16 protein-coding genes are annotated in these 21425 nt (G+C 40.9%); 4 read left to right on the forward strand and 12 right to left on the reverse strand.

Going from position 1 to position 21425, the window contains the following annotated elements; translation table 11 throughout:
• Positions 1-423 precede the first annotated feature (423 nt).
• On the forward strand, positions 424-1467 hold the full coding sequence (speB, locus tag V7L20_RS03190; RefSeq protein WP_334742679.1) for an agmatinase SpeB: 1044 nt from the start codon (positions 424-426) through the stop codon (positions 1465-1467).
• Between the two features lie 455 nt (positions 1468-1922).
• On the opposite strand, the gene V7L20_RS03195 is transcribed toward speB, so the two are convergent.
• Positions 1923-2588 carry a phosphoribosyltransferase gene (locus V7L20_RS03195; protein WP_334742680.1) on the reverse strand — a complete coding sequence of 222 codons (666 nt, stop codon included), beginning with the start codon at positions 2586-2588 and terminating at the stop codon, positions 1923-1925.
• Positions 2589-3397: 809 nt separating this feature from the next.
• Here V7L20_RS03195 and V7L20_RS03200 point away from each other — a divergent pair.
• From V7L20_RS03200 to V7L20_RS03210, 3 genes are all read left to right on the forward strand, one after another.
• A complete protein-coding gene (locus V7L20_RS03200; protein ID WP_334742681.1) occupies positions 3398-3901 on the forward strand; it encodes a hypothetical protein in 504 nt (167 codons plus the stop codon).
• A 286-nt stretch (positions 3902-4187) separates the two neighbouring features.
• Complete coding sequence (locus V7L20_RS03205) at positions 4188-5138, forward strand: hypothetical protein (protein WP_442943497.1); 951 nt, start codon at positions 4188-4190, stop codon at positions 5136-5138.
• 94 nt (positions 5139-5232) lie between these two features.
• Complete coding sequence (locus V7L20_RS03210; protein ID WP_334742683.1) at positions 5233-6495, forward strand: glycoside hydrolase family 10 protein; 1263 nt, start codon at positions 5233-5235, stop codon at positions 6493-6495.
• Positions 6496-6579: 84 nt separating this feature from the next.
• Here V7L20_RS03210 and V7L20_RS03215 read toward each other — a convergent pair whose 3' ends face one another.
• The 11 genes from V7L20_RS03215 to coaBC form a co-directional block, all read right to left on the reverse strand.
• On the reverse strand, positions 6580-6717 hold the full coding sequence (locus V7L20_RS03215; protein WP_334742684.1) for a DUF6887 family protein: 138 nt from the start codon (positions 6715-6717) through the stop codon (positions 6580-6582).
• Positions 6718-6771: 54 nt separating this feature from the next.
• Positions 6772-6954 (reverse strand): DUF6887 family protein, encoded by a 183-nt coding sequence (locus V7L20_RS03220; protein WP_334742685.1) that lies wholly within the window; start codon positions 6952-6954, stop codon positions 6772-6774.
• Positions 6935-7162, reverse strand: a complete 228-nt coding sequence (locus tag V7L20_RS03225) for a DUF6888 family protein (RefSeq protein ID WP_334742686.1) — start codon at positions 7160-7162, stop codon at positions 6935-6937. The genes V7L20_RS03220 and V7L20_RS03225 overlap by 20 nt, the downstream gene beginning before the upstream one ends.
• A gap of 5 nt (positions 7163-7167) precedes the next feature.
• Positions 7168-8649: a site-2 protease family protein gene (locus V7L20_RS03230; RefSeq protein ID WP_334742687.1), complete on the reverse strand. Its 1482-nt coding sequence runs from the start codon at positions 8647-8649 to the stop codon at positions 7168-7170.
• Positions 8650-9024: 375 nt separating this feature from the next.
• A complete protein-coding gene (locus tag V7L20_RS03235; RefSeq protein ID WP_334742701.1) occupies positions 9025-10047 on the reverse strand; it encodes a spore photoproduct lyase family protein in 1023 nt (340 codons plus the stop codon).
• A 103-nt stretch (positions 10048-10150) separates the two neighbouring features.
• On the reverse strand, positions 10151-10507 hold the full coding sequence (locus tag V7L20_RS03240; protein WP_334742688.1) for a hypothetical protein: 357 nt from the start codon (positions 10505-10507) through the stop codon (positions 10151-10153).
• 539 nt (positions 10508-11046) lie between these two features.
• Positions 11047-14205, reverse strand: a complete 3159-nt coding sequence (locus tag V7L20_RS03245; RefSeq protein WP_334742689.1) for an RNaseH domain-containing protein — start codon at positions 14203-14205, stop codon at positions 11047-11049.
• A gap of 2 nt (positions 14206-14207) precedes the next feature.
• Positions 14208-17624: a hypothetical protein gene (locus tag V7L20_RS03250; protein WP_334742690.1), complete on the reverse strand. Its 3417-nt coding sequence runs from the start codon at positions 17622-17624 to the stop codon at positions 14208-14210.
• A complete protein-coding gene (locus tag V7L20_RS03255) occupies positions 17608-19113 on the reverse strand; it encodes a restriction endonuclease-related protein (RefSeq protein ID WP_334742691.1) in 1506 nt (501 codons plus the stop codon). Before V7L20_RS03255 ends, V7L20_RS03250 begins: the two co-directional genes overlap by 17 nt.
• A 202-nt stretch (positions 19114-19315) precedes the next feature.
• Positions 19316-20086 (reverse strand): lipoate--protein ligase family protein, encoded by a 771-nt coding sequence (locus tag V7L20_RS03260; RefSeq protein ID WP_334742692.1) that lies wholly within the window; start codon positions 20084-20086, stop codon positions 19316-19318.
• A gap of 31 nt (positions 20087-20117) precedes the next feature.
• Entirely contained in the window at positions 20118-21350 is a 1233-nt protein-coding gene (coaBC, locus tag V7L20_RS03265; RefSeq protein ID WP_334742693.1) for a bifunctional phosphopantothenoylcysteine decarboxylase/phosphopantothenate--cysteine ligase CoaBC, read from the reverse strand.
• Between the last annotated feature and the right edge of the window lie 75 nt (positions 21351-21425).

Consider the following 21425-nt stretch of genomic DNA (forward strand, 5'->3'; position numbering starts at 1 on the left):
AAAAGTACTACGTACTCAAAGCCACAAGCAAGACAAAAAATTGGTATCTGAGCTTAAAAAAAACTCGGAATTATCTCAATTGTCTCGAAGAACATTTAGCGTCAAGAAAATATCTCAAAATTGGTATGAGGTAGCAAAGGAACTAAGGACGAAACTAGAAGATTTATTTGAAGATTCACCAGTTATAGCATCACTAATGAAGAAAAAGCTGGAAATTCTGTTTTTATAAATAACACCAGAATGATTTTATTTCGCAGATCAACTGGTGAACCATGAGTGGCAATACACCCAACAGGTGTATCGCCGCAATTTCGACTAAGTAATAGAGGCGCTGTAGTTTACCGTTTGTGAAAAATTTTTATTACAATGCAGATGTCCACTAGGCGGCGTGCTGTCTATCCACGTAAATCGAAAAGATAATTGATGAGTAATCAACTACAAGACTACAATCCTAGCGGCATAGGTGAAGTAAATGGCAACCTCTTGGGTTTGCCCTGCGATTATGAGTCTGCAAACCTGATTGTCTTTGGTATGCCGTGGGAAGTCACTGTTTCTTATGGTGCAGGCACTGCTAACGGTCCACAGCGAATTCTCGATGCTTCAACTCAACTAGATTTGTTCGATTTTGATAACCCTGATGGTTGGAAGCAAGGAATTTTTATGGTGGAAATTCCCCAAGATATTTTAGAGAAGAATGCATATTACCGCGCCTTGGCAGCAAAAATTATTGAGCGATTAGCCCAAGGTAAACAACTTTCAGATACACCAGATTTAACATCTGTCCTCACAGAAATTAATCAAGTTTGTCAACAGGTTAATCAATGGCTGCATAAAAATTGTCAAGAAGCAATTGATAATGGTAAGCGAGTTGCAGTCATTGGTGGGGATCACAGTTCACCGTTAGGTTATTTCCACGCATTAGCGGCTAAATACACAAACTATGGTATTTTGCACATTGATGCCCACGCAGATTTACGTGATGCCTATGAGGGATTTGAGTTTTCCCATGCGTCTATTATGTTCAATGCGATGAAAATACCGCAAATTTCCAAGCTAGTGCAGGTAGGTTTGCGTGATATTAGCCATGATGAAGTGCAAATGATTAACCAATCTGATAGTCGCATTATTGCATATTACGACCCAGCCATTAAACAAAAGCTATATTCTGGTATAACTTGGATTGATTTATGCCGAGAAATTATCAGTCATTTACCTGAGTCTGTTTATATTAGCTTTGATGCAGATGGTCTAGATCCCAAACTCTGTCCCAGTACAGGTACTCCTGTTCCAGGGGGGTTGGAATTAGAGCAAAGTTTTTGTCTGTTCCGGGAATTGGTCAATAGTGGGAGAAAAATTATTGGCTTTGATATCTGCGAAATTGGTGATGGTGAGTGGGATGGCAATGTTGGAGCGCGAGTAGTTTATAAGCTGGCAAATTTGATGGATTTATCTCAACGTAATTCGTAGTTGGAAGACGAATTGTTGAGCTAAAAGCGCGTAGGCGTAGCCAGCACTTCTCTGCGAGACGCTCTTGCTAGCTTGCTTCCCTGCACGGGTACGGCAAGCTTAGTGACCATCCTAAACATCGCTTTCATCTGGTTTAAGAATTGGCTAATGGCGATCGCTCATTTGACTAGGACTTACGCACTGTACAAAATAACTATCTTGTGGCCTGACGTAAATACGTTGTTTCAGGCTTTTGTCAATCACCGTTGATTGGGTGCGTAGGCGTAGCCCGCCGCAGGCATCGCCAAAATCTCATTGAAAAACCTAGCTATAAGCCTTGAAAAATATACCTCTTATTTTGGCTTTTCTGTCAATGCGTAAGTCCTATTGACTTGCGAACTCAAGGTTGCATCTGGCAACACAAAAGTGAACTGAAAAGACCGCCCCATTCCTTATTCCCAAACACCAAAGCTTATTTATATACCAAGTGATATTGCTTCACCGTTCTTTTTCGCTTTTGCGAGTAAGTCGCAGACTTCTTTATCTGTAGTTTGGGGAAAGTTTTCGTACCAAAGACTAACGCTTTGGAAAGCACTAGGTGTCTCGACACAAACAATTTTGTCTACCTCAGCTTCTAACTTATGGCAAGTTTTGGGTGCAGCGACAGGTATAGCAATCACAATCTGAGCGGGTTGATGCTTTCGCACAGCCACAACAGCAGCCCACATAGTTGCACCCGTGGCTAAACCATCATCTACTAAAATGACCGTGCGTCTTTGTAAATTTGGTAAGGGACGATTTGAACGATAAAGTAGTTCTCGCCGCTCTAATTCCCGTTCTTCTTGTACCGCCACTCTAGCAATTACTTCATCGGATATCTTCACGAGACTAATAATATATTCATTAAGTATTCGCACACCACCAGAAGCGATCGCTCCCATAGCTAGTTCTTCTTGATCGGGCACACCCAATTTACGTACTACTAAAACATCTAAAGGAGCATTTAATGCTTTGGCAATCTCAAAGGCAACGGGTACACCACCCCTTGGTAGTCCTAATACCAGAACATCTGGGCGGTTACTATAATCGGCTAACTCTTTGGCCAAAACTTGACCCGCAAACCTCCGGTTTTTGAATCGCATGGTGTGGCACTCCTAATTAGTTTATAAAAAAATTAAGCATTTACATGTATTTGCCCTTGACTGCCCGCCTCAACCAAGAAATTTCTTAACCTAACGTTATTGAGACGAATGCGATTTTGCACCTGTCCAATAAACTCATCGTGTTGCATTTTCCCTCCAGATTTGTCTTAATGCATGACTTGTTAGATTTTCACATGTTCTGAACTGATCATAGAAAGCTAAAAATTCTATGTCCTCTGACTAACGAGGCGACATCTTCAATCTACAGTTCTATCAAACGGATGAGTTAATTTTTATGGAAGGAGATTTTTGCATCTTGCGCTGATCCCATTTCACTACTCCACACTCTACACGCGCCTTAAAATGGTTTGGCAAGGGAAAAAGCTGACGTAGGCAACAGTAAACCAGTTGCAAGTTCAGTTTTCTCGCACTTTCCAATCTTTATTGCTAAACTTAATACTGGTTATTTTTTTTACTTTATATTACAAAGCAATTACTTAATGGTTGTTAAATGCCAAAATCTAGAAAAATACAGTGATAACTCGATTACTAATTCGCCACCTGCTGACTTTTACTTGCATTATCTTTCGCTTACATGATTTTGATACTATCTTTACATTATTCTTTAATTATATGTGTGGGATAATACAGAATATACTCAGTTTTTCAAAAATGCGTAGTATTATACTTAGTATTAGAGAAAAAACCTCTTCTAAATTACCCATATAACACTTTTGAATAAAAATTCATAGAGTAGAATAACTGAATATTGCTCAAACATTTTTAAAATTAAAAGCAGGGTTTTTTTAATGATCAGCTTAAGTCATTCGGAAAAGGGCACAACTAGCAGCACAGCAGCTACTAAGAGGCTGGCAAGGGCGATGATGGTTTCTGGTGGAGAGTTCTCACTGATATTAGCTTGTTGTAACTGTGTTGAAAGGCAGCAGCAAGTGTTGAATATGTTAACAGAATTTTCATCAGCAGACATTCACGAAATTCTGCTTTCACCTGCAACAGACACATTGTATACAGCTATGACAACTGGGATTGGTGCTACTCAACCCGAAGCTTTGATGATACGGGGTTTAGAATCTGTGACAGAAATTAACCAATTACTCATCAGTACCAACATTATGCGAAATCAGTTTCAAAAAGAGTTCCGATTTCCGTTGGTGTTATGGGTCAATGATGAAATTCTACGCAAGCTAGTCTGGCTAGCACCCGATTTAAAAGACTGGGCAGCTAGTACTATTAGATTTGATGTACCTCAGAATCAGTTAGTTGAAGCTGAACAACAAGCTATTAGCGCTTAATACTAAATTATGTTTTTACACATTTGAGATGCTCGCAAAATAATTAACCATAGATGAACACAGATACTCGTGAGACACGGCAATGCTATGTCCCTGATTAAAATGAGAATTGCTATAAGGAACAAACAATCACTAGATCAGCGTCTGTCTTTATATCTGTCTTAAAAGACAGCTACTAAATTAATGCCAACTTGTGAAGTTCTGCAATTGTATAGTTATTGTATATTATTGGCTAAATACTATTTATGAGTTCTATAACTCTTGACTAAATATTACTATGAAATTAATGCTCAAAGACTACTTTAACCCCAATCAAGGGCGAATTTTCACTGTTTTGATTTTGACCGGAATTTTGTCTGTTGCTAGTGGTTTAACATTTATCAAAGGTGCTACGGGCGTCACTGCAAAGTTATCGCTAGAAACAAGCAATAAAGTTCTCAAATCCAATATTAAACCAAACCGCTTGCCATGTCCAGTAGCTGACGCAGTAGTGCAAGATTTAGATCATAACAATGGGCGATCGCTACGTTTAGCTTCGGCAAACAATCTGCAAAATAAATTACCTGCATCTGTAAAAAATGCTGTTTTGCAAGCCGCCTCCAAACGTTTGCAACAGCCAATTTCTCAGCTAAAAATCATTGAGTTTCAACAGCAAACTTGGAAAAATGGCTGTTTAGAATTAGCTAATCCTGATGAATTCTGTACCGAAGCTTTGGTACCAGGTTGGCGGGTGGTTGTAGGCATTGGTGAACAAACCTTGGTTTATCATACCAATCAAACAGGTTCCGCACTCAGGCTAAATGAAAAGGCTAGCTCAAGTTCACTAACCCCAGTGCCAATTCCAGTCAGTGATTTACCACCACCATTAGCTGCACATGTAGTATTTAGGCAAATTTCCAGTGGTGGTATTACTGGCAGAACTTACGAGACTGCTTTACTCAAAGATGGACAATTGATTCGGGTGCGGATTGGTAATGCGAATGATTCTGAGCGTAGTGTTCGCCGCGTTTCTGTGCAACAGGTGCAACAATTTGTGCGATCGCTAGAACGTTTTCAATTTAGTAAATTCAAGAATCTGAGTTACCCAGCCCCCAGTGGTGCTGCTGATTTTATCACTTATACTCTTACCAGCCAAGAGGGTACGGTTCAGTACAATGATATTTCTCGAAATAAGCTGCCAAAGAATTTACAAGCAGCAGTCAAAGCCTGGAATGAACTCATAGCCAGCGCCCAGTAATAAACTGGGCGTGAATAGCGATTGTTTTAGCACTTACAATCAAAACGATCGCTATTCACGCTGATTGTTCATAATTGGATGATGTCTTTAACAAATGATAAAAAGGTTTATCAAGTGGTGTGTTGAGTTTCCTTCTTGGTTGAATACTCGTCAAAGCAGAAAGTTTTTTTTGTTTAGTGTTATAGCTACCTTGAGCGTTGTGGATACGGCAATGCTATCGTTCCCATTGAACGCTCAAATTAATCTGCCGCGAACGCCAGCCTCTGAATTAAGGGGGGTTTGGTTAACAAATATTGATAGTGATGTGTTATTTGAGCGCGATCGCCTCAAGAAATCTTTGCAACGCCTTGATGAACTCAATTTTAACACCATATATCCGGCGGTTTGGAATTGGGGATATACATTGTATCCTAGCAAAGTTGCAGCCAAAGTTATTGGGCGATCGCTTGATCCCACACCCGGACTAAAAGGGCGAGATATCCTCAAAGAAATTGTTGATGTGGGACATCAAAAAGGCTTAACAGTGATTCCCTGGTTTGAATTTGGCTTCATGGCACCGGCAGATTCTTTATTAGCTAAAAATCGTCCCCTATGGCTCACCAGTCGCAGCAACGGTACTCGGATTGTTAAAGAAGGTATACATAATCGCGTTTGGCTAAATCCCTTTCGCCCAGAAGTGCAGCAGTTTATCCAAGATTTAATCGTTGAAATTGTTAGAAACTACAATATTGATGGTATTCAATTTGATGACCATTTTGGCTTACCATCAGAATTAGGATATGATGCTTATACAGTGGCGCTTTATAAAAAAGAACACGGTAATAAAGCTCCCTCGAAAAACTCTCAAGATCCAGAATGGGTACGCTGGAGAGCTAACAAAATCACCGAGTTTATGAAACGGGTATTTACAGCCATTAAAGCTACTAAAAAAGATTGCCTGGTTTCTGTTGCTCCTAATCCTCAACGTTTGTCCTACAATTTCCTTTTAGCAGACTGGCAGAAGTGGGAACGGCTGGGAATCATCGAAGACTTAGTTTTGCAGATATATCGTGATGACTTGAATGTTTTTGTTAGTGAATTAGAGTATCCAGAAGTGAAAGCAGCCAAGAGCCATATTCCGGTGAGTGTGGGTATTTTGGCCGGGTTGAAAAACCGATCTATACCGATGCAACAGATTCAGACACAAGTGCAAAAAGTACGTGATCGCAATTTCGCTGGAGTCTCTTTCTTTTTCTATGAAACCCTCTGGAATATGAGTAAAGAAAAGTCTCAAGAGCGTCAAACTGCCTTCCAGAAAATTTTCCCCACACCAACAGCTTACCCGAATTTGTTAGCAGGTTGGAAACCGTTCAGTTAATTTTCTTCATAAACTGTCGGTGAACACATCGCTTAATTTCAGTGAAAGTTCAACGACAATCACTTAAAAATCTATCATAGTATTTTAACTAGCTTGCTGTCCAAACCGTCTCTTTAAATCAGCCTCCACTTCCTCAATTGTCATCGGAACCTGTTTTGGAGATTGGGCGCGTCTTCTGTCGATGTAGATATGGAACGCTTCATCGTCGTTGCGATGCTCCAAAATAAAAGCGTTGTGTTTGCAGCACAACACTTTATCAAAGATTTGAATTTAGTTTTACTCTTGCTGTTCTTGCTGTCTACGTATTACATCTGGCAGTTGTTCTGGAAAATCTAACTTTACTCCATTTGTTTCAACTCGGTTTGCTAGAGCGTTGATAGCGTTTTGGTCATCTCGGTGTGCTAAAACATAAGTCCGCAACTCCTTTGTGGTCATTGCTTCATAATTCGGGCTGGTCATAGCTCAATTTTCCTTGCTTATTAATGACAATTAGTGGCTCTTCACCCGCGATGATTACTATTCTTGCGTTTCTAGAATCAAGCGTTACGAGATAGATGGGTAAATACATTTTTGTTAGCCGTAGCAGGCTATATACAGCGTTATTAGCTGCTGTGGTGTTGGTTCGATATCCTCCTTTTTTATGTGCTTGTTCGGGTGTAGGCTCCATAAGCACTATCCTATTCCCAAACGCCCAGCCAAGGCGGGAGTTAGGGGTAGAAGCGTGGTAATCATCAAGAATAGAGCCAAAAGACCCAAAGCGGCTCTAGCATCATCAGGTTCAGTGATTTCATTCAAGCTAGGGCGTTCTTGATCCCGTTGTAAAAAGAAAATTACGATCGCCCAGTACATAGCAAGAGTGTTACCGAGAGACACTAGCGCCAGTAAAATTAAAGTTGCGATCGTTGCCCGTCCTGCGGTTTTGCGTCCATAAATCGCCTGAACAATGCGCCCACCATCTAATTGTCCTGCGGGCATTAAGTTCAAAGCGGTAATAATTAATCCCAACCAACCAATTATCACTAAAGGATGAACACTTACTAAGGATGACTGCAACGCCGAACCAAGGATAACTCTCGCCAAGCTTCCCACCAAAATTGACCCTTGGAAAAACTGATTTGGCAATTGAAATAAACTACCTGGGCCAGAAAGCAGCAAGCCCGTCACCAGCATTAACAAAGAGACAATACCACCTGCGGCTGGCCCTGCCAAGGCGATATCAAATAATACCTTGCGGTTGGGCAATAGAGACTCAAAGCGGGTAATCGCACCAAAAGAACCAATTTGCACAGCCGGTAGAAAGAAAGGCCAGCTAAGGCGGATTTGGTGACGCCGAGCAAGTAACCAATGACCGATTTCATGAGCTACTAAAATTGAAAATATCCCAGCGCCTATAGGCAAAGCTTCTTGAAACCGCCCTGGATTGCCAAAGAAATCAAAATTCAGCAGTAATCCCGCAGCTTCTAAACTTGTGGCAATGGTCGCTATCAACAAAATACCTGCAAAAGCTTTTTGCGATAACAACATCGGCCTGGGATCGTTGCGACTCGGTAGGACAATTACCACTGGTTTGCCGTCTGTATTTTCTACTAAAAACAGGCGATATTGATCGCCAAGGCGTTGCTGTAAACTTGCAGTTAGACGGTTGTGAGTCTCTTCTGGTTCTCCCCGCAAATTGCCTTTGAAAATGGCTCCATCTTGGTAAGCGATGGTTTCTGTTGCAAAAAACGTATCGATACCGAAAATACCTTTAACTGCATTCAAGTCTTCTTCTGGTATCGGTGGGATCTCTGGTTTTAGTTCTGCTACTTTTGGTTGGGGGGAATTTGCTTCAATTGAGGAAGCAGCAGCGAGTCTTTCTGTGGCGCGTTGCTTGAGGATGGCATCTTGCCCAGCTGCACGTAACTGTCTGCCCAAGTATACGTACAATCCGGCGGATGTCACCACTAAGAACAATATACCCGCTATATTGATGTAAATCCCTGCGGCAAACAATCCAAAAAACAAGAGCCAGGGAGTCATCAACACCACCGACTGTAACCAGGCTAAGATTCCCAGTTTACCAAAAGGTCTGGCGCGATAAAAGCCCCAGCCCAAAATGCCTAAAGCTACCAGTAGGATTGCCGCCAGGATAGAAGTTTCTGATAAAGTAAACATCTCCAAACCTTTGCTATTGAGACTAAGCCAGAACAAGTCCGGTATTGCAGATACACTTATTAATGTATAACGCCGCCTGTAATCTGCCCAAATTATCCTGCTTTGCGTGGGCGTAGTCCAACCCTGGCGAGGGGTAAAAAAGTTTGTAGTCAGAACTTAGTCCTGGATTTTTAAGCACTAAAATGCTTACTACAAACCAATAAAAACTTTTGAGACAGACCACTAGATTTTAAAAAGTAAATCTTAAGTAGGATGTGTTACGGCTTTAGCCTAATTTACCTGAGCAACCTGAAAAGAGAGCGATCGCATAATATATCAATCGCTCTCTCGCCCAATAATTAATTTGCTCAAACCCTATATGAGCGAAGTAGTCTTCTAAGTCCAATAAAGAATTTCAGCATTTGGAAAGCGTTTACTAATCTCCCTCTCAAAAAAGCTACGCAACGCCTTCATTGTGTCCTTATCGTAAACGTACTTCGTCCCACCAAACTTATTACGCTTGACACTGCGTTTTGCTTCATCCATCTCTAATTTTGATTGCGGATACCAAGTTTGTAACACTTCTTTTGACCCTGGTGTGAACCGATGCGAGATGAGTTCAAAAGTAAGGTCACAATCAAAATCCAGTGCCTCGTTGATCTGGTCAAACAAACCACTATAGTGCATCTGCCAATCGTCTATCGGCATAATTGGCGCGATAACCAAGCCTACTGGATAACCGCCACCGCCACGCTCTTGTGGTAGCGCCAACCGTCGTAACGCATTCAGTCTAGATGCTACGGATGCTGTGCCACCTTCAAACTTACCAGAAATCGGTGCGGCATTAACGCTCATTCGACAGCGTGTATTCCCATTGTGTGGTAAATCGAGTAATCCATCCACAGCATCAAACTTCGATACCCAACGTAGATGTGCATTGGTACGAGTGCCAAAATAACGGATACATTCAGCAAGACTTCCAGTTAAATGCTCAATACCCAATGGGTCTGTGTAACAGCTAACTTCAAAACTCGTGTTTTTCCCCTGTTCCTCGTAGTTAGCTAAATTCGCTAATATCTGCGGCAAGTTTGCAAAAACGCGGATGACAGGTGGCCCCGACAAGCTACCCGCTAGGTAGCAGTATTGACAATGAGCCGGACAACCTTCGGCAATGTGAAACTGCCAATCCGCAGAAGGTGGGATGGGACTCAGTTTAAAAGAACTGGGTGGTGCAGTAACCACCGCTAAGGTACGCTTGGCGATGTTGTAAGTATCCCGCTCAGACTCACCGCGCAGTCCCTTCAGGCGGTTCTGTGATAGTTCTTCTATTGGTAAGTTGAGTGACTGCACACGTTGAAGAATCTGCTGCCCCCAATCTTCATCTAGGGCAGCAGGTGTAAACAGTACCCGTTCAGGTATCCACAACCTTGGCGATCTTGTTTGTGTATCTGATACTGAAACTTGGTCTGTAATTGTATTCAGCAATATCGTTCTCCGTTATTTAGTTTGCTGATTTCTGCAATTAATTTTCAAGGACTTGCTTAATTCGTCGCTCTAACAAATCAAGATCCAAACTGCCTTCATCACGGTTAATTCGACGCACAGTTGAATTAACATTAGCTAGATTAACCAATAAATCTTGAAGGATTTCCTGCTGCTGACGGGCTTGGGTAACTTCGTGTGGCTCCTGTACCAAATCACGCACAATGGTATCTTCAGCGCGAGAGGCGATAATTGGATCGCTTTGCCCTTGAATGTGAACAAAAGTTCGTCGCCCTGGGCCTCGCTCCTCTTCTATTGGTATAACTGCTGTCACTTGGTCAGAACGCACATATTTGCCAAATCCCAAATGGACTAGCTCTGATGAGAGGATTTTCATATAATTGAAGCGTTATTTTTAAGTCTTACTTATATTGTAAAATCTAGAAAAGCGACTGAAAGTCATAAACTATACGGGTTATACCCAATTCAAAGTAGTAGTTTCCTTTCCCATTGCTACTTCATATATTTGTGTCAGTTACACTATTTTTACCAGCTTTTGGGCTTGTTCTAGGGTTTTGGCAAGTTCAATCAACTCAAGTTTTAGGTTGGAATCCTAACTTTGGTTTGTTAAGTACAGCATTTCATTAATTGGTAGCAGATTAAATTTGGCAATACCTTGCAATGCCAATACATCCCCTGCAATGCCAATACATCAGGATGCATTAACGATGCATCCCCCTGCAATGTTAATGCATCGGAATACATTGTTAATGCGTCCCCTTACAATGCCAATGCATTGGAATACATTGTTAATGCGTCCTTTTACAATGCCAATGCATCCCGATGCATTATTTCTGCAAGTTTAGCTTGATTGCAAATAATACCTTTTTCAAGTTGTAAATTTATTAGTAGCCTCTTTCTTCACTAGCAAGATATTTAATCTTGCTCCGATTCAATATCTTCGTCTGCGATCGCAAAATCACTAATATAGTCTCGCACAACGCGTTCAAAAAATAACGGAGCAGGCAAAGCTGTCCAATCACTATAGTGACCAAAGCCGTAGCGCAGTGACTCCACAAGGGCAGCTAGGTCATCAGGATTATCTTCTGGTTGACGTAAGGTAACGACGATCTCAAGGGGGTTGGGAGTAGGCCAGTAACCAACAAAAGGAGGTCTTGTAGAGAGTTGACTTACATTTAACCCAGCTTGTTTTGCTAAAGTGTAAGTTGAGCGATAGCAACTTTGCCCACGTGAATATTGATGTGGTAATTCACGCGCCACAGATAGATAAGCTACACATCCAGTTTTGTTAGTCGCGCTGAGTCGGAATAAGCCAGTCGCACTAGATGCTGAAGGAATTTTCAGCGTAGGTGGCAGTTTCTTTAGTTCTTCTTTAGTTCTGGTATCTTCTACAGAAGTCTCTATTAAATGTCTGACTTTTTTCTCAATAATACCAGGGGCAAGTTCTTGGCGAATGCGAATTAAACGTGCGCCTTGCCATTCTTCTTGCATATTTTCATGCTGCTGACCAAGGTTAATTTGATTAGCATTAATCTCAACATCTTTAAGCCAAGACCATAGTTGGACACAGTTGGAAGAATCAATTAACACTAAGGGTTGCACTTTTTCTTCCACAGAATTGGAAACAAGCTGTTTCACAAATTTCATGAATCGAGTCTTGCGTACCTCATCTTTATCTGCCAGTTTGATGGGAGTAAGTTCAGCAATAAAAGCTCGTGCATCAGAAAAACTAGTCCACGAACTGATTACTAAATTTCCTCTATCATAAGCACAGCAAAACTCACATTTACCTGTATCCACATTGATGCGGATTGCTATTGGTAAAAATGTACTTTCAATTTTGCCACGAACACGACCCTTTTGTTTACGGACGATTGTAATTACAATAATTTCTTTTGGCCTAACTTCTGGTGGAATATTTTGCAGGTACTTATCAACTTTTTCTTTAATATCATCAATACGACCAGAATGAGCAAAGATTAAATCTTTTAATGCTGATTGCATCCGATGGAAAAAGTCTGATAGTTTAAGACGTTTTGTTTTTCGTGTCTTTTCAATGGGTAATAGAAACTGGACACCAGCACCAGCCATTGCTAATGCTTTGCGGGTTGAGGGTTTATTAACATTATCATCATGCTTAAAACTTTTTTGACCAGTAGGATCTGGATAAAATTCTCTTGCCATTATTAAGCAGAAGGTGGGCTGATTTAGCTTTGCAATCTGTTTTGCAGTTGATTCCCATGCTTCAATTCGCTTCTGCGATCGCTCTTTAGCTTTCAACTTTTCTCCTGGTAAAATCTCTCGTGGCCCGTGGGTATCTTCTGGCAAGCGATTAATTTCTATTTCAAGTGTATCTCCCCACAAAACTTGAGTAGCTTTTTCTAACAGTTGCGCTTCTGTTTGTAAATGAGCTTCATAAAAGATAAATAATAAGGGTCGTTCATTAGGATACAATCGCTGCATCGCTGTTTGGTTTGCCTGAATTATGCCTTGAAGTTCATCAGTCTGATTCTTTATGCGTCCTTTGAATTGAAGAGCTTTTTTTCCCCAATCAATCCCTTCTAAACGAATGTTAAAGTATTTACTTAGTAAATCATCAATTTGTTTATCATTGAGATGATCGAGATATTTTGGTGTAAATTCCGATTTGAAATTTGTTTCCAGAGCTTCCAAAACACCACCAAGCAGTGTAGGAAGATTAATCATGCGCGATGCTGTATCATCTAGTTTATGCTTAGATGATACTTCTGTGTAACCATCAAATACTTCCATTCCTAATGGTTTAAGAATTTTAGCGATCGCCTCAAAAGCATCTAATTTATCAATTTCTGGTACACCTGCTTCAATACCGTATTTTTCTGCAATTTCTTCGTCTTCTTCTGAATTATCTTGAAGTCCATTACGATAAGTAAGAAGTACCTCACAGCTATCAGTAGAGGCTAAACCTAAAGCAATTTCTTGTCCATCAGAAGTTTGCCCTAAATTAAATTCTCTCCGCAATATTTCAAAATCTTTACTTGTTTTCCAATTGCATTTTATCTTCTCTTGCTTTTTATTTTTCCCTTTTTTACTTTTTTTGTCTAGTTCGGCTTTAACTTGATAATTAAAAGCCCGATTAGTATATTCTTGAGAAAATATGAAACCGCTAATATTCCTAAGGTCATGTTTAGGAGCATTTAACTTAGTAAACCAGCGACGTTTAGAAAACTCAATTTGTAATAAAGGTTGATGTAAAGATGGATAAGTAATGACTTCCAATCTCACTACAAAACTGAATTTTCCCTTTTTGTTCTGTAAGGGAATCGGATCTGTAATCAGTTCTGCAATATTAGAGGAAAATGTTTTCTTGCTGGAAATAATGCGTTTCATCGGCCCTAAATCTGGAAAAATAACTTGTGCAGCAATTTGACGAGCCACATAATCTGCTAGCATTCGATACGCATATTTATCTTTAGGTTGAGTTGTATCTGTCTGTATATTCCAACTCCAAGGTAATACTTGAGATTTGAATGGAGAAACTTTTATTAACTCTCCTCTTTCTTGCAAATCTTCCAAGCGGTCAATAATCTTTATTGATATATCCTCCTTTTCAGCAAACGGGTTGAGATAATTTGTGAACCAATCATTAATAATTGGGCGAAGTATTTTATTTATTTCTTTCTCATTGCCACCAGTAAGGTAAACAAAAGGTTCTGGCATGTGATCGCCTTTAGCAGAATTCAAAGCATATTTGCTAAGACCTACCTGTGGTTCAATTCGTGTTGCATCTTTTAGCACTACTTGTAGGAAATTTCGCAATGAGCCATAAGGAAGATTTTTGACATTAGCTCCTTGTTGAATCTCGTCAAAACATTGCAAACCTGCTTTTGTCCAAGTAATAGTATAACCCTCTACTATAATTGGAGCAAGATTATCTGGTACGGTGAAAGCTAAAGGAAATTCTTTAATTAATTTAATTGCACCTTGCTGAATGTAAAACTTATCTGAAACTAAATTACTTTCAGTTTCGTCGTCTTCCTCTTCTAACAATAAATCTTCTTCCAATTCAATTTCATCATCAAAATTATTAATCATGTTTACATCTCCAATAGTGTTGAAAACTCATCAAAACCTTCATCTTCATCCGCAGATTCTTCTAACAAACTTAGTTCATCAGGATAAATTACTCCTTGAATACGCTGTAAAGGTTTTAGAAATGCACCATAAAGTTCCTGATAAATTTCCCGAATTACAGGGTCTTCATGATTGACACATTCTTCTAAAATTATTCGCATCTGAACCAGCATACTATCTCGTCCAGAGTCGGGCTTATTTTCTGTTGATTTTTTAGCCCAAGCTGCATCGACGAAGTAAACTGATACTGGGCATCCATTCCGCATCCCTCTACCAATTGTTTGCAGAATAGCTACCATTTGATTAGCCGTAAATGATTTGAATAGTTCAGGCCCCAAACGGCTTGCCATTAAGGGTTCACGTAACAATCTATTGGCAGTTAACCACAGGTTTTTTCTTGATTGCTGCCAAGCTGTTGCTATTGCATTCAAATCTTCTGTTTCGCTAAAAACTCGGCTATCAAATTCTTGTGTTGCTCGTCCTGCCAAACTGTACAAAAGCTGCATATCATTTTTGGTAGGGTGAGGACGAGTGAGGAAGTAAATCGAGCCAATTGCTGCATCTAATTTTCTTTCCCCTTTGGTGAAAACGATATTGACACCTCTACCAATTGCCAGCATAGGAAAAATTAAAATATGACAATTTTCATCATCTCCCAATGCTTCACATTGAGCAGAAGTGACGAAATCTTTTGGTTGTTCTCCGTCTCTCAGAGACTTCACAACTGCTTTTGTATGCCTACCAATTTGAGGATAATAGTCATTGATATATTTCTTAATATCACGAGCTTGCTCGTAACCATTAACAACTAAAGCTGCTTTGCGGCGTACACCACATTTGACATCAAATTTATCCATAGATTTGTAAATTTCAGGCTTAGTTCCTCCTACAAGAGCAGCCACCATCCGCAGAAGATTACGTTTTTGCAGGTCACCAGCACCGCTATATTTGAGGGGTTCATCACCACGTTCACTATCTGGATACCATTTGAAACGATAAATGCTAGGGTCTCTATTATCATCTGCTGGAAGCGGTTTTGCTTTTAGTAAATAATGGGGGCTGACGTTAATGTGGTAAGCGGGACTTGCTTGTAAAAATGATGTGGCTGACGTAATTAAAATGGCTGGACTTGCTTGTCCGTCATCTGCCTCTAACAACCGATGAAAACGGTGCATTAACATTCGAGGCGCACCTACAAATGTAATGTAAGATAATTCCACATTTCTGGCAGCAGTTCGCGTTGTTAATGCTTTGAAAAAATTATATTGCACACCAGAAAATGAACCTAAAATACTTTCTGAAATGAATTTTCTGAGTTCTGGTGATGCAGTTGATTCCATAATTGATTCACGAATGAAACCTTCTGCAAGCATTGTTCTTGTCCCTGGTACAATTCGCTGATAACCTAAAATTACGAATGTAACAGTTATAAGTAATTTAATTAAATCCTCGGCTTCTATGGTTAATTGATGATCCGGAAAACAGAGTTTGAAAAATAATTCAATAATTTCTTGGACAATTGCATCACGGTGCTTAATGAGATTTTCAGCTAGGTAACGGCGGAAATTACGAATGAGAGTTTTCCATTGCTGTTCCAAGGTTTCTCGGTTTATGTCTATAGTCTGAGACCAAAAATCTGCTTTAAAATCTTGAGGGTTCTTAACACCTGTACGATCATAAAAGGCGTTGTATGCTGCTTTTTCCCAAAATTCAGCTAACGCTCGACTTCTAGTAACTTCTCTTTTGACCTCTTGTTCATCAATTTCATCTTGTTTATTAGATTTGTTAATACTATTCAATAGTTCGCTAACAATCCGTAATACAGTTAGTAATTGATTTTCGTAGCGTTCTCTTACCCGCGACCCAGACATATTATGAACGGTGGTAATCAAAGAGGTATTATGATTGCCAAATTCTGCTAGGTCACGACTGTAAAGTTCTATATCTCGATCGAATAGTCGATAGTTTTCACCACGAGCAAAGCGGTTATGAATCTGTTCAAGAATTACTCTATGAATTGATCGCTCTGAGCCGGAAATACTTAAAGTTGCTGCCCCATATTCATCTAAGTATTTCTGCACCATGTCGCCTTCGTCGAAAACTACTACGTCGAAGGTACGGGCAATTAATTCAAAATATCGTATTTGTTCGTAAGTTGCATGAGGTGATATTTCAGTATCGAGCGATCGCACATGACCAACCCAAATATTCGCATCTAATAAATCTCGCTGTGCTTTATTACGACCGCACATTGTCCATAGGGGACACAGGCATTTCTTCATCTTTCCCTGTTTCCCTTCTCCTTGCAATATCTCGTTGCAAGGTGCGTAACCAAAGCCCCATTTAGACATATCCTCAGTTGAAAAGGCTGGTAGAACGCAGTTCATCCCAAAAACTTCTGCTTGTTCTAAGGTGTAAGCAAAACCACCATTATTTCCTGTAGCAGCGATCGCTTCTGCAATATTGTCTGCGTGGCGACGACGAGTTTCATCACCTTGACCGACAAGCATTCCCACCTTAACTTGATGAAATGCCAAATCAGCCATGTACTGTCTAGCAACTTCGATGGAGGGAAATACAAACATTGCTTTATAGTCATGTAGCCCCAACCAGACAGCTATCAACACAAGCAAGGTTGTTTTACCTGACCCTGGCAAACCAATTAAGTGCTTGATGTCCTCTAATTCCAACACATTATCTTCTTTCCGCAGTCCTTTGCCAGCCTCCGATACCATCAGGTCAAAGCGTTCAAAGCGTTTTGCCCAGTTACCAGGTCGTCGTTCAGGATCTTGTTTTTCACGCTCGTCCATCTCAATAGCCAGATCGCGCAGTTCTTTTAGAGGAATGCGAATCTTGCCTTTTGGTTTGCGGTTGAGGGAATGTGTGCGATGTGCAGCAATCGGGGCAGCGATCCGAGGGATGGGTAACTGCACGGCGGCTGACTCTTCACTTAACGCAACTGCCATCGCCTGACGAGGATCGGCAACTGTAAAACCATACGTCTGGTACGGCAAAGGGGTACTGAGAATTTGCCGCGCCTGTGTAATTGAGGAATCTTCTAAAGGGTCAGTCCTTTTAAAGTGAAGTGTTTCAATATCAATTTCATACGTCCCTTTAGTATTGTTGCAGTAATGATAATTGTTATAGAGAGCAATTCCGTGCTTAACTGATTGGTTTGTCACAAAAGCCAGTGACATCTGGCGCATATTGAAAATAGCTTGACGGGCTTGTGCAAATGCAGGTGCATTCAGAATGCTGGCCATGCCTGACATCACTAGTGGTGCATACTCCAGTGAATCAGTATTAATGAATTCCTTCATCAAGACGCAAAACCAGCAAATTCGCTCTGCACCTTTCCAAAAATCAGGTTTGGTTCGCATACGGCATCTTCTTTAAAAACTCAATGACGGAGGAAACTGACATAATTTCTAAACTGGTGGGATCGCCTTTTTTATCGAGTGTTGATTTCAGGGTAGAAATGTAACTTGGGTTATCCTCAATTAAGCGATCGCTCACAGCCAAAATCCGACGATGATAATAAATCAGCCCGCCAATACTACGATTGAGACGCAAAGCCAGAGTCACTGGACTTGTGTAGGACTTAGCATCAATTCCAATTGCTCGTTCATTAATCGCTATATCGCATAAATCCGACTCTGGATAAAGTTCAGTGTTGAGCTTATTTTGTCCGGCTATATCAAATATGGCTAATTCGTCAATTGCTGGGCCTGTCCAGTACATGAGAATTTGTGGCTTGGCAATTCGTAAAATATCTTTGTTGGGATCTAGTGTCTCAGATACTTTCGGCAATTCATGACCAATACACTGGCGAATGGGACAGCGCCCTTGTGCAAAGAGATTATTGTTAGGATGAGGTCGCATGAGCGTGCCACAGTATGCACAACGGTGTGCCAAACCATCAATTAGCCAAATATCCGGTACTAGGTCGAAAAATTTTTCAATTATTATTCCCTGTAAAGGAGTTAAGTCATTGTCAACCAAGTGATCAAATAGTTGGCGTTGTCCTATCAGGGAATACCTACCAAACAACTCTCGTAGCGCAGTGTAAGCCTTGTGCCGACGGCGACCACCCAACCGTTCAGTCGCATCGCATAACTCAGTATAAAGCCGATGTTCAATGACGTTATTTTCCCCAAAACCCCTACTGAGGTTGGCAATCTCTGCACAGTCTGAGGTGGGAACTCGTAAATCTGGATCGATGATGGTTGCGTTAGAAAAGCGAAAGTCTGATTGGTTAAAAATTTTTAACCCCCAACGATCAAAAGCAAGAGGGTAGCGCGCGTTATCCAAAACAGTGTGTACACAAGCCGCGCGATCGCTTTGTCCTTCTTCAATGTATAGACGACCCAATTTGCACATTGCTTGATAGAGTTCTGGCGGCAGCGTACTATCCTCTTGACGAACTATTTGTTTACCTGGCAGCACCCGTTCATATTGGCGAATAATTCCTTGGGCTAACAAAACTACAGCATCCTCAGCCAGATCCATTGCTGGGCGATGTCCAGTAGGCAAAGGTAAAGAGGTTGCTGAAATTGCAGGTAGCCATGTCGGATCTTGACCTTGAGCCTCTGCAATAATTTGCCTCTCTAAAACATCTTCACCAAAGGAAGGTAAAACTTGAGCGATCGCTGCAAGTGTCCAACCTTTCTTTAATAGTAAAATTGTTGCCAATCCCTCCAAAATCTGGCGAAATCCAAATTCTTGCCCTTTGGGTTGTGATAAAAGTTGTTTTGCTCTCCACGACCGAATGGTACGGAGGGCAGGTGATTCTATAGAGATTTTAAGGTATTTAATCTGGCGTTTTAGCTCCTTTGTCAGAGCCTCCGCAGTTCCCTGCCACTCACGCACATCCTCAAAATACATGGCTATGTATAATAAAAATTACATCTTAGTATGATTACACTAAATGATGTAAATAAAAATGTCAACTTTTTAATTACACTGCAAAACTACGCTGTACAGCGATTTTACTTACAACAAACTTTGGTTTTCTACGTATTTCCTAGATAACCTCAAGTTTTGAAATAGGCGATACCTACGGTAAGCTACGCTAACACACTTCGTAAAGCGATCGCAATTTGAGGATATCTTGCCATTCAAGATCAGTAAATAGTTGGGTAACTAGTTCTATGCCAAAGTACTGTTTTGCCGTCTCTGTCAATGTCTCCACAATCTTTGCAATCCAGCCATCCTCTTGTTGTGTATTGCAAAGTGAGGTATTCCACGGAGCAGGTTGTTCAAAGATTTCCTCAAATAAACTTTTGTCTGTAGATAAAATCATTGAGCCGTGTTGAAGAAGCGCATTTCTTCCCTTGCGTTGGGCACTACCAATGAATTTACTTCCATCGGCAGTAACTAAGTCAGCTGCTGTTGCTGTGTTGAAACAACTGGGATTGTGAATGTAACCCCTTCCAGCAGAACCATAATTTAACTCAATACCCAAGGTTTCCCAGCCTTGGATCAAAAAGTTACAGATTTTTTCATAAGTACCCCAGCTTTTTCCTGTACCAGCTGAGGTAATCAAGGCGTAGGTTAAGTTCCCTTGGTGGAGAACAGCTCTACCTCCCGTTGGGCGACGAACTAAATCAAGTCGCTGTTGTTGGTAAATCAGATTATGCCACTGGGCAGGCCATTGTTTTTGCAGATGTCCCAAGGAAAGAGCATAGGGATACCAGGTATAAAAACGCAGAGTAGATGGGTGCTGTCCCTTTTCACATTGGTTGAATAACCAAGCATCGATCGCCATTTGCACTGCTCCTGATGTCTTAAGCATGGGGATGAAACGCCAGGTTGATGGTGATTCGGTTGCTAGTTGTCCCATCTATTTTAGCTTCAATTCCATTATCCAAAATTTAAAATTCGCTGGTGAGAAAATCAAATAACTGATGCGCCATTTCTAATTTAGAACAAGGTGCGATCGCTAGCTGATTTCCTTGTTTATCTAAAAATATCGCTTGATTATTATCACTCCCAAAACCACTATCAGGTTGATCGATGGGATTGGCAACAATGACATCCAATTTTTTACTCTGTAATTTTTCTAATGCAAGATTGACAATATCCCCATTTTGTGCTGCAAAACCCATTAAGATTTGATGCGGCTGTTTATTTTGTGCTAATTGGGCAACTATATCGGGTACTGGTTCCAGGGGTAAAGCTTGGGGGAGCGATCGCTTGGGCAATTTCTCTGTACTATAATTTTTTGGCTTCACATCTGCCACAGCTGCTGACATGACAATGACATCAGCGTTGGGTAAATATTCCAGCATGGCGTGCTGCATTTGCTCGGCACTAATAATAGGAATTGCTTGCACTCCTAATGGTACATCCCAACTAGCTGGACCATGTACTAGGGTGACACTTGCCCCTCGGTGAAGTGCTGCTTGTGCTAAAGCTAATCCCATTTTACCTGTGGAAGGATTGCCAATAAATCTGGCTGGGTCAAGATACTCTCGTGTTCCCCCAGCACTAATTAATACTCGTTTACCAGCTAAATCTCGTTTACCTTGAGTGTGTAACAACGATTGAATGTGAGCCAAAATTTCTGGAGGTTCTGCTAGTCTACCAGCACCGATGCGATCGCACGCTAATAATCCTGATGCTGTATTCATTCCATGATATCGGCTATCTGTCAATAACTGTTGCCAATTTCGCTGCACTGATAGCTGTTCCCACATATCCGTATTCATTGCCGGTGCTAACACCACGGCACAAGTAGAAGCCAGCACGGTATTTGTGAGTAAATTATCCGCCATCCCGTAAGCTAACTTTGCTAATGTATTAGCTGTCAAGGGGGCAATTACCATGACATCTGCCCATTCACCCAACTCAATATGCAAAGGACGAGAGTGAGTTGGTTGCCAAAAATCATTATCTGTATAGGCCCGATGACGAGATAGGGTGGCTATTGTCAGAGGCGTGATAAATTCTTGCGCCGAACGGGTGAGGATGACTCGGACTTCCACCCCAGTTTTAAACAGCGTCGAAACCAATTCACAAATTTTGTAGGCGGCGATACCGCCACCTACACCAATTAGAACCCTATTCAATTTAAGATTTGGGATTTGGGATTTGGGATTTGGCATGGTAAAAAGTTAGGAGTGAGCAGTTACAAAAATTAGTACTAAATAGTTAGAAATTCTAACTCCTAACTCCTGTAC

This window comes from Nostoc sp., assembly GCF_036916735.1.
In the GTDB taxonomy this organism is placed as follows: domain Bacteria; phylum Cyanobacteriota; class Cyanobacteriia; order Cyanobacteriales; family Nostocaceae; genus Nostoc.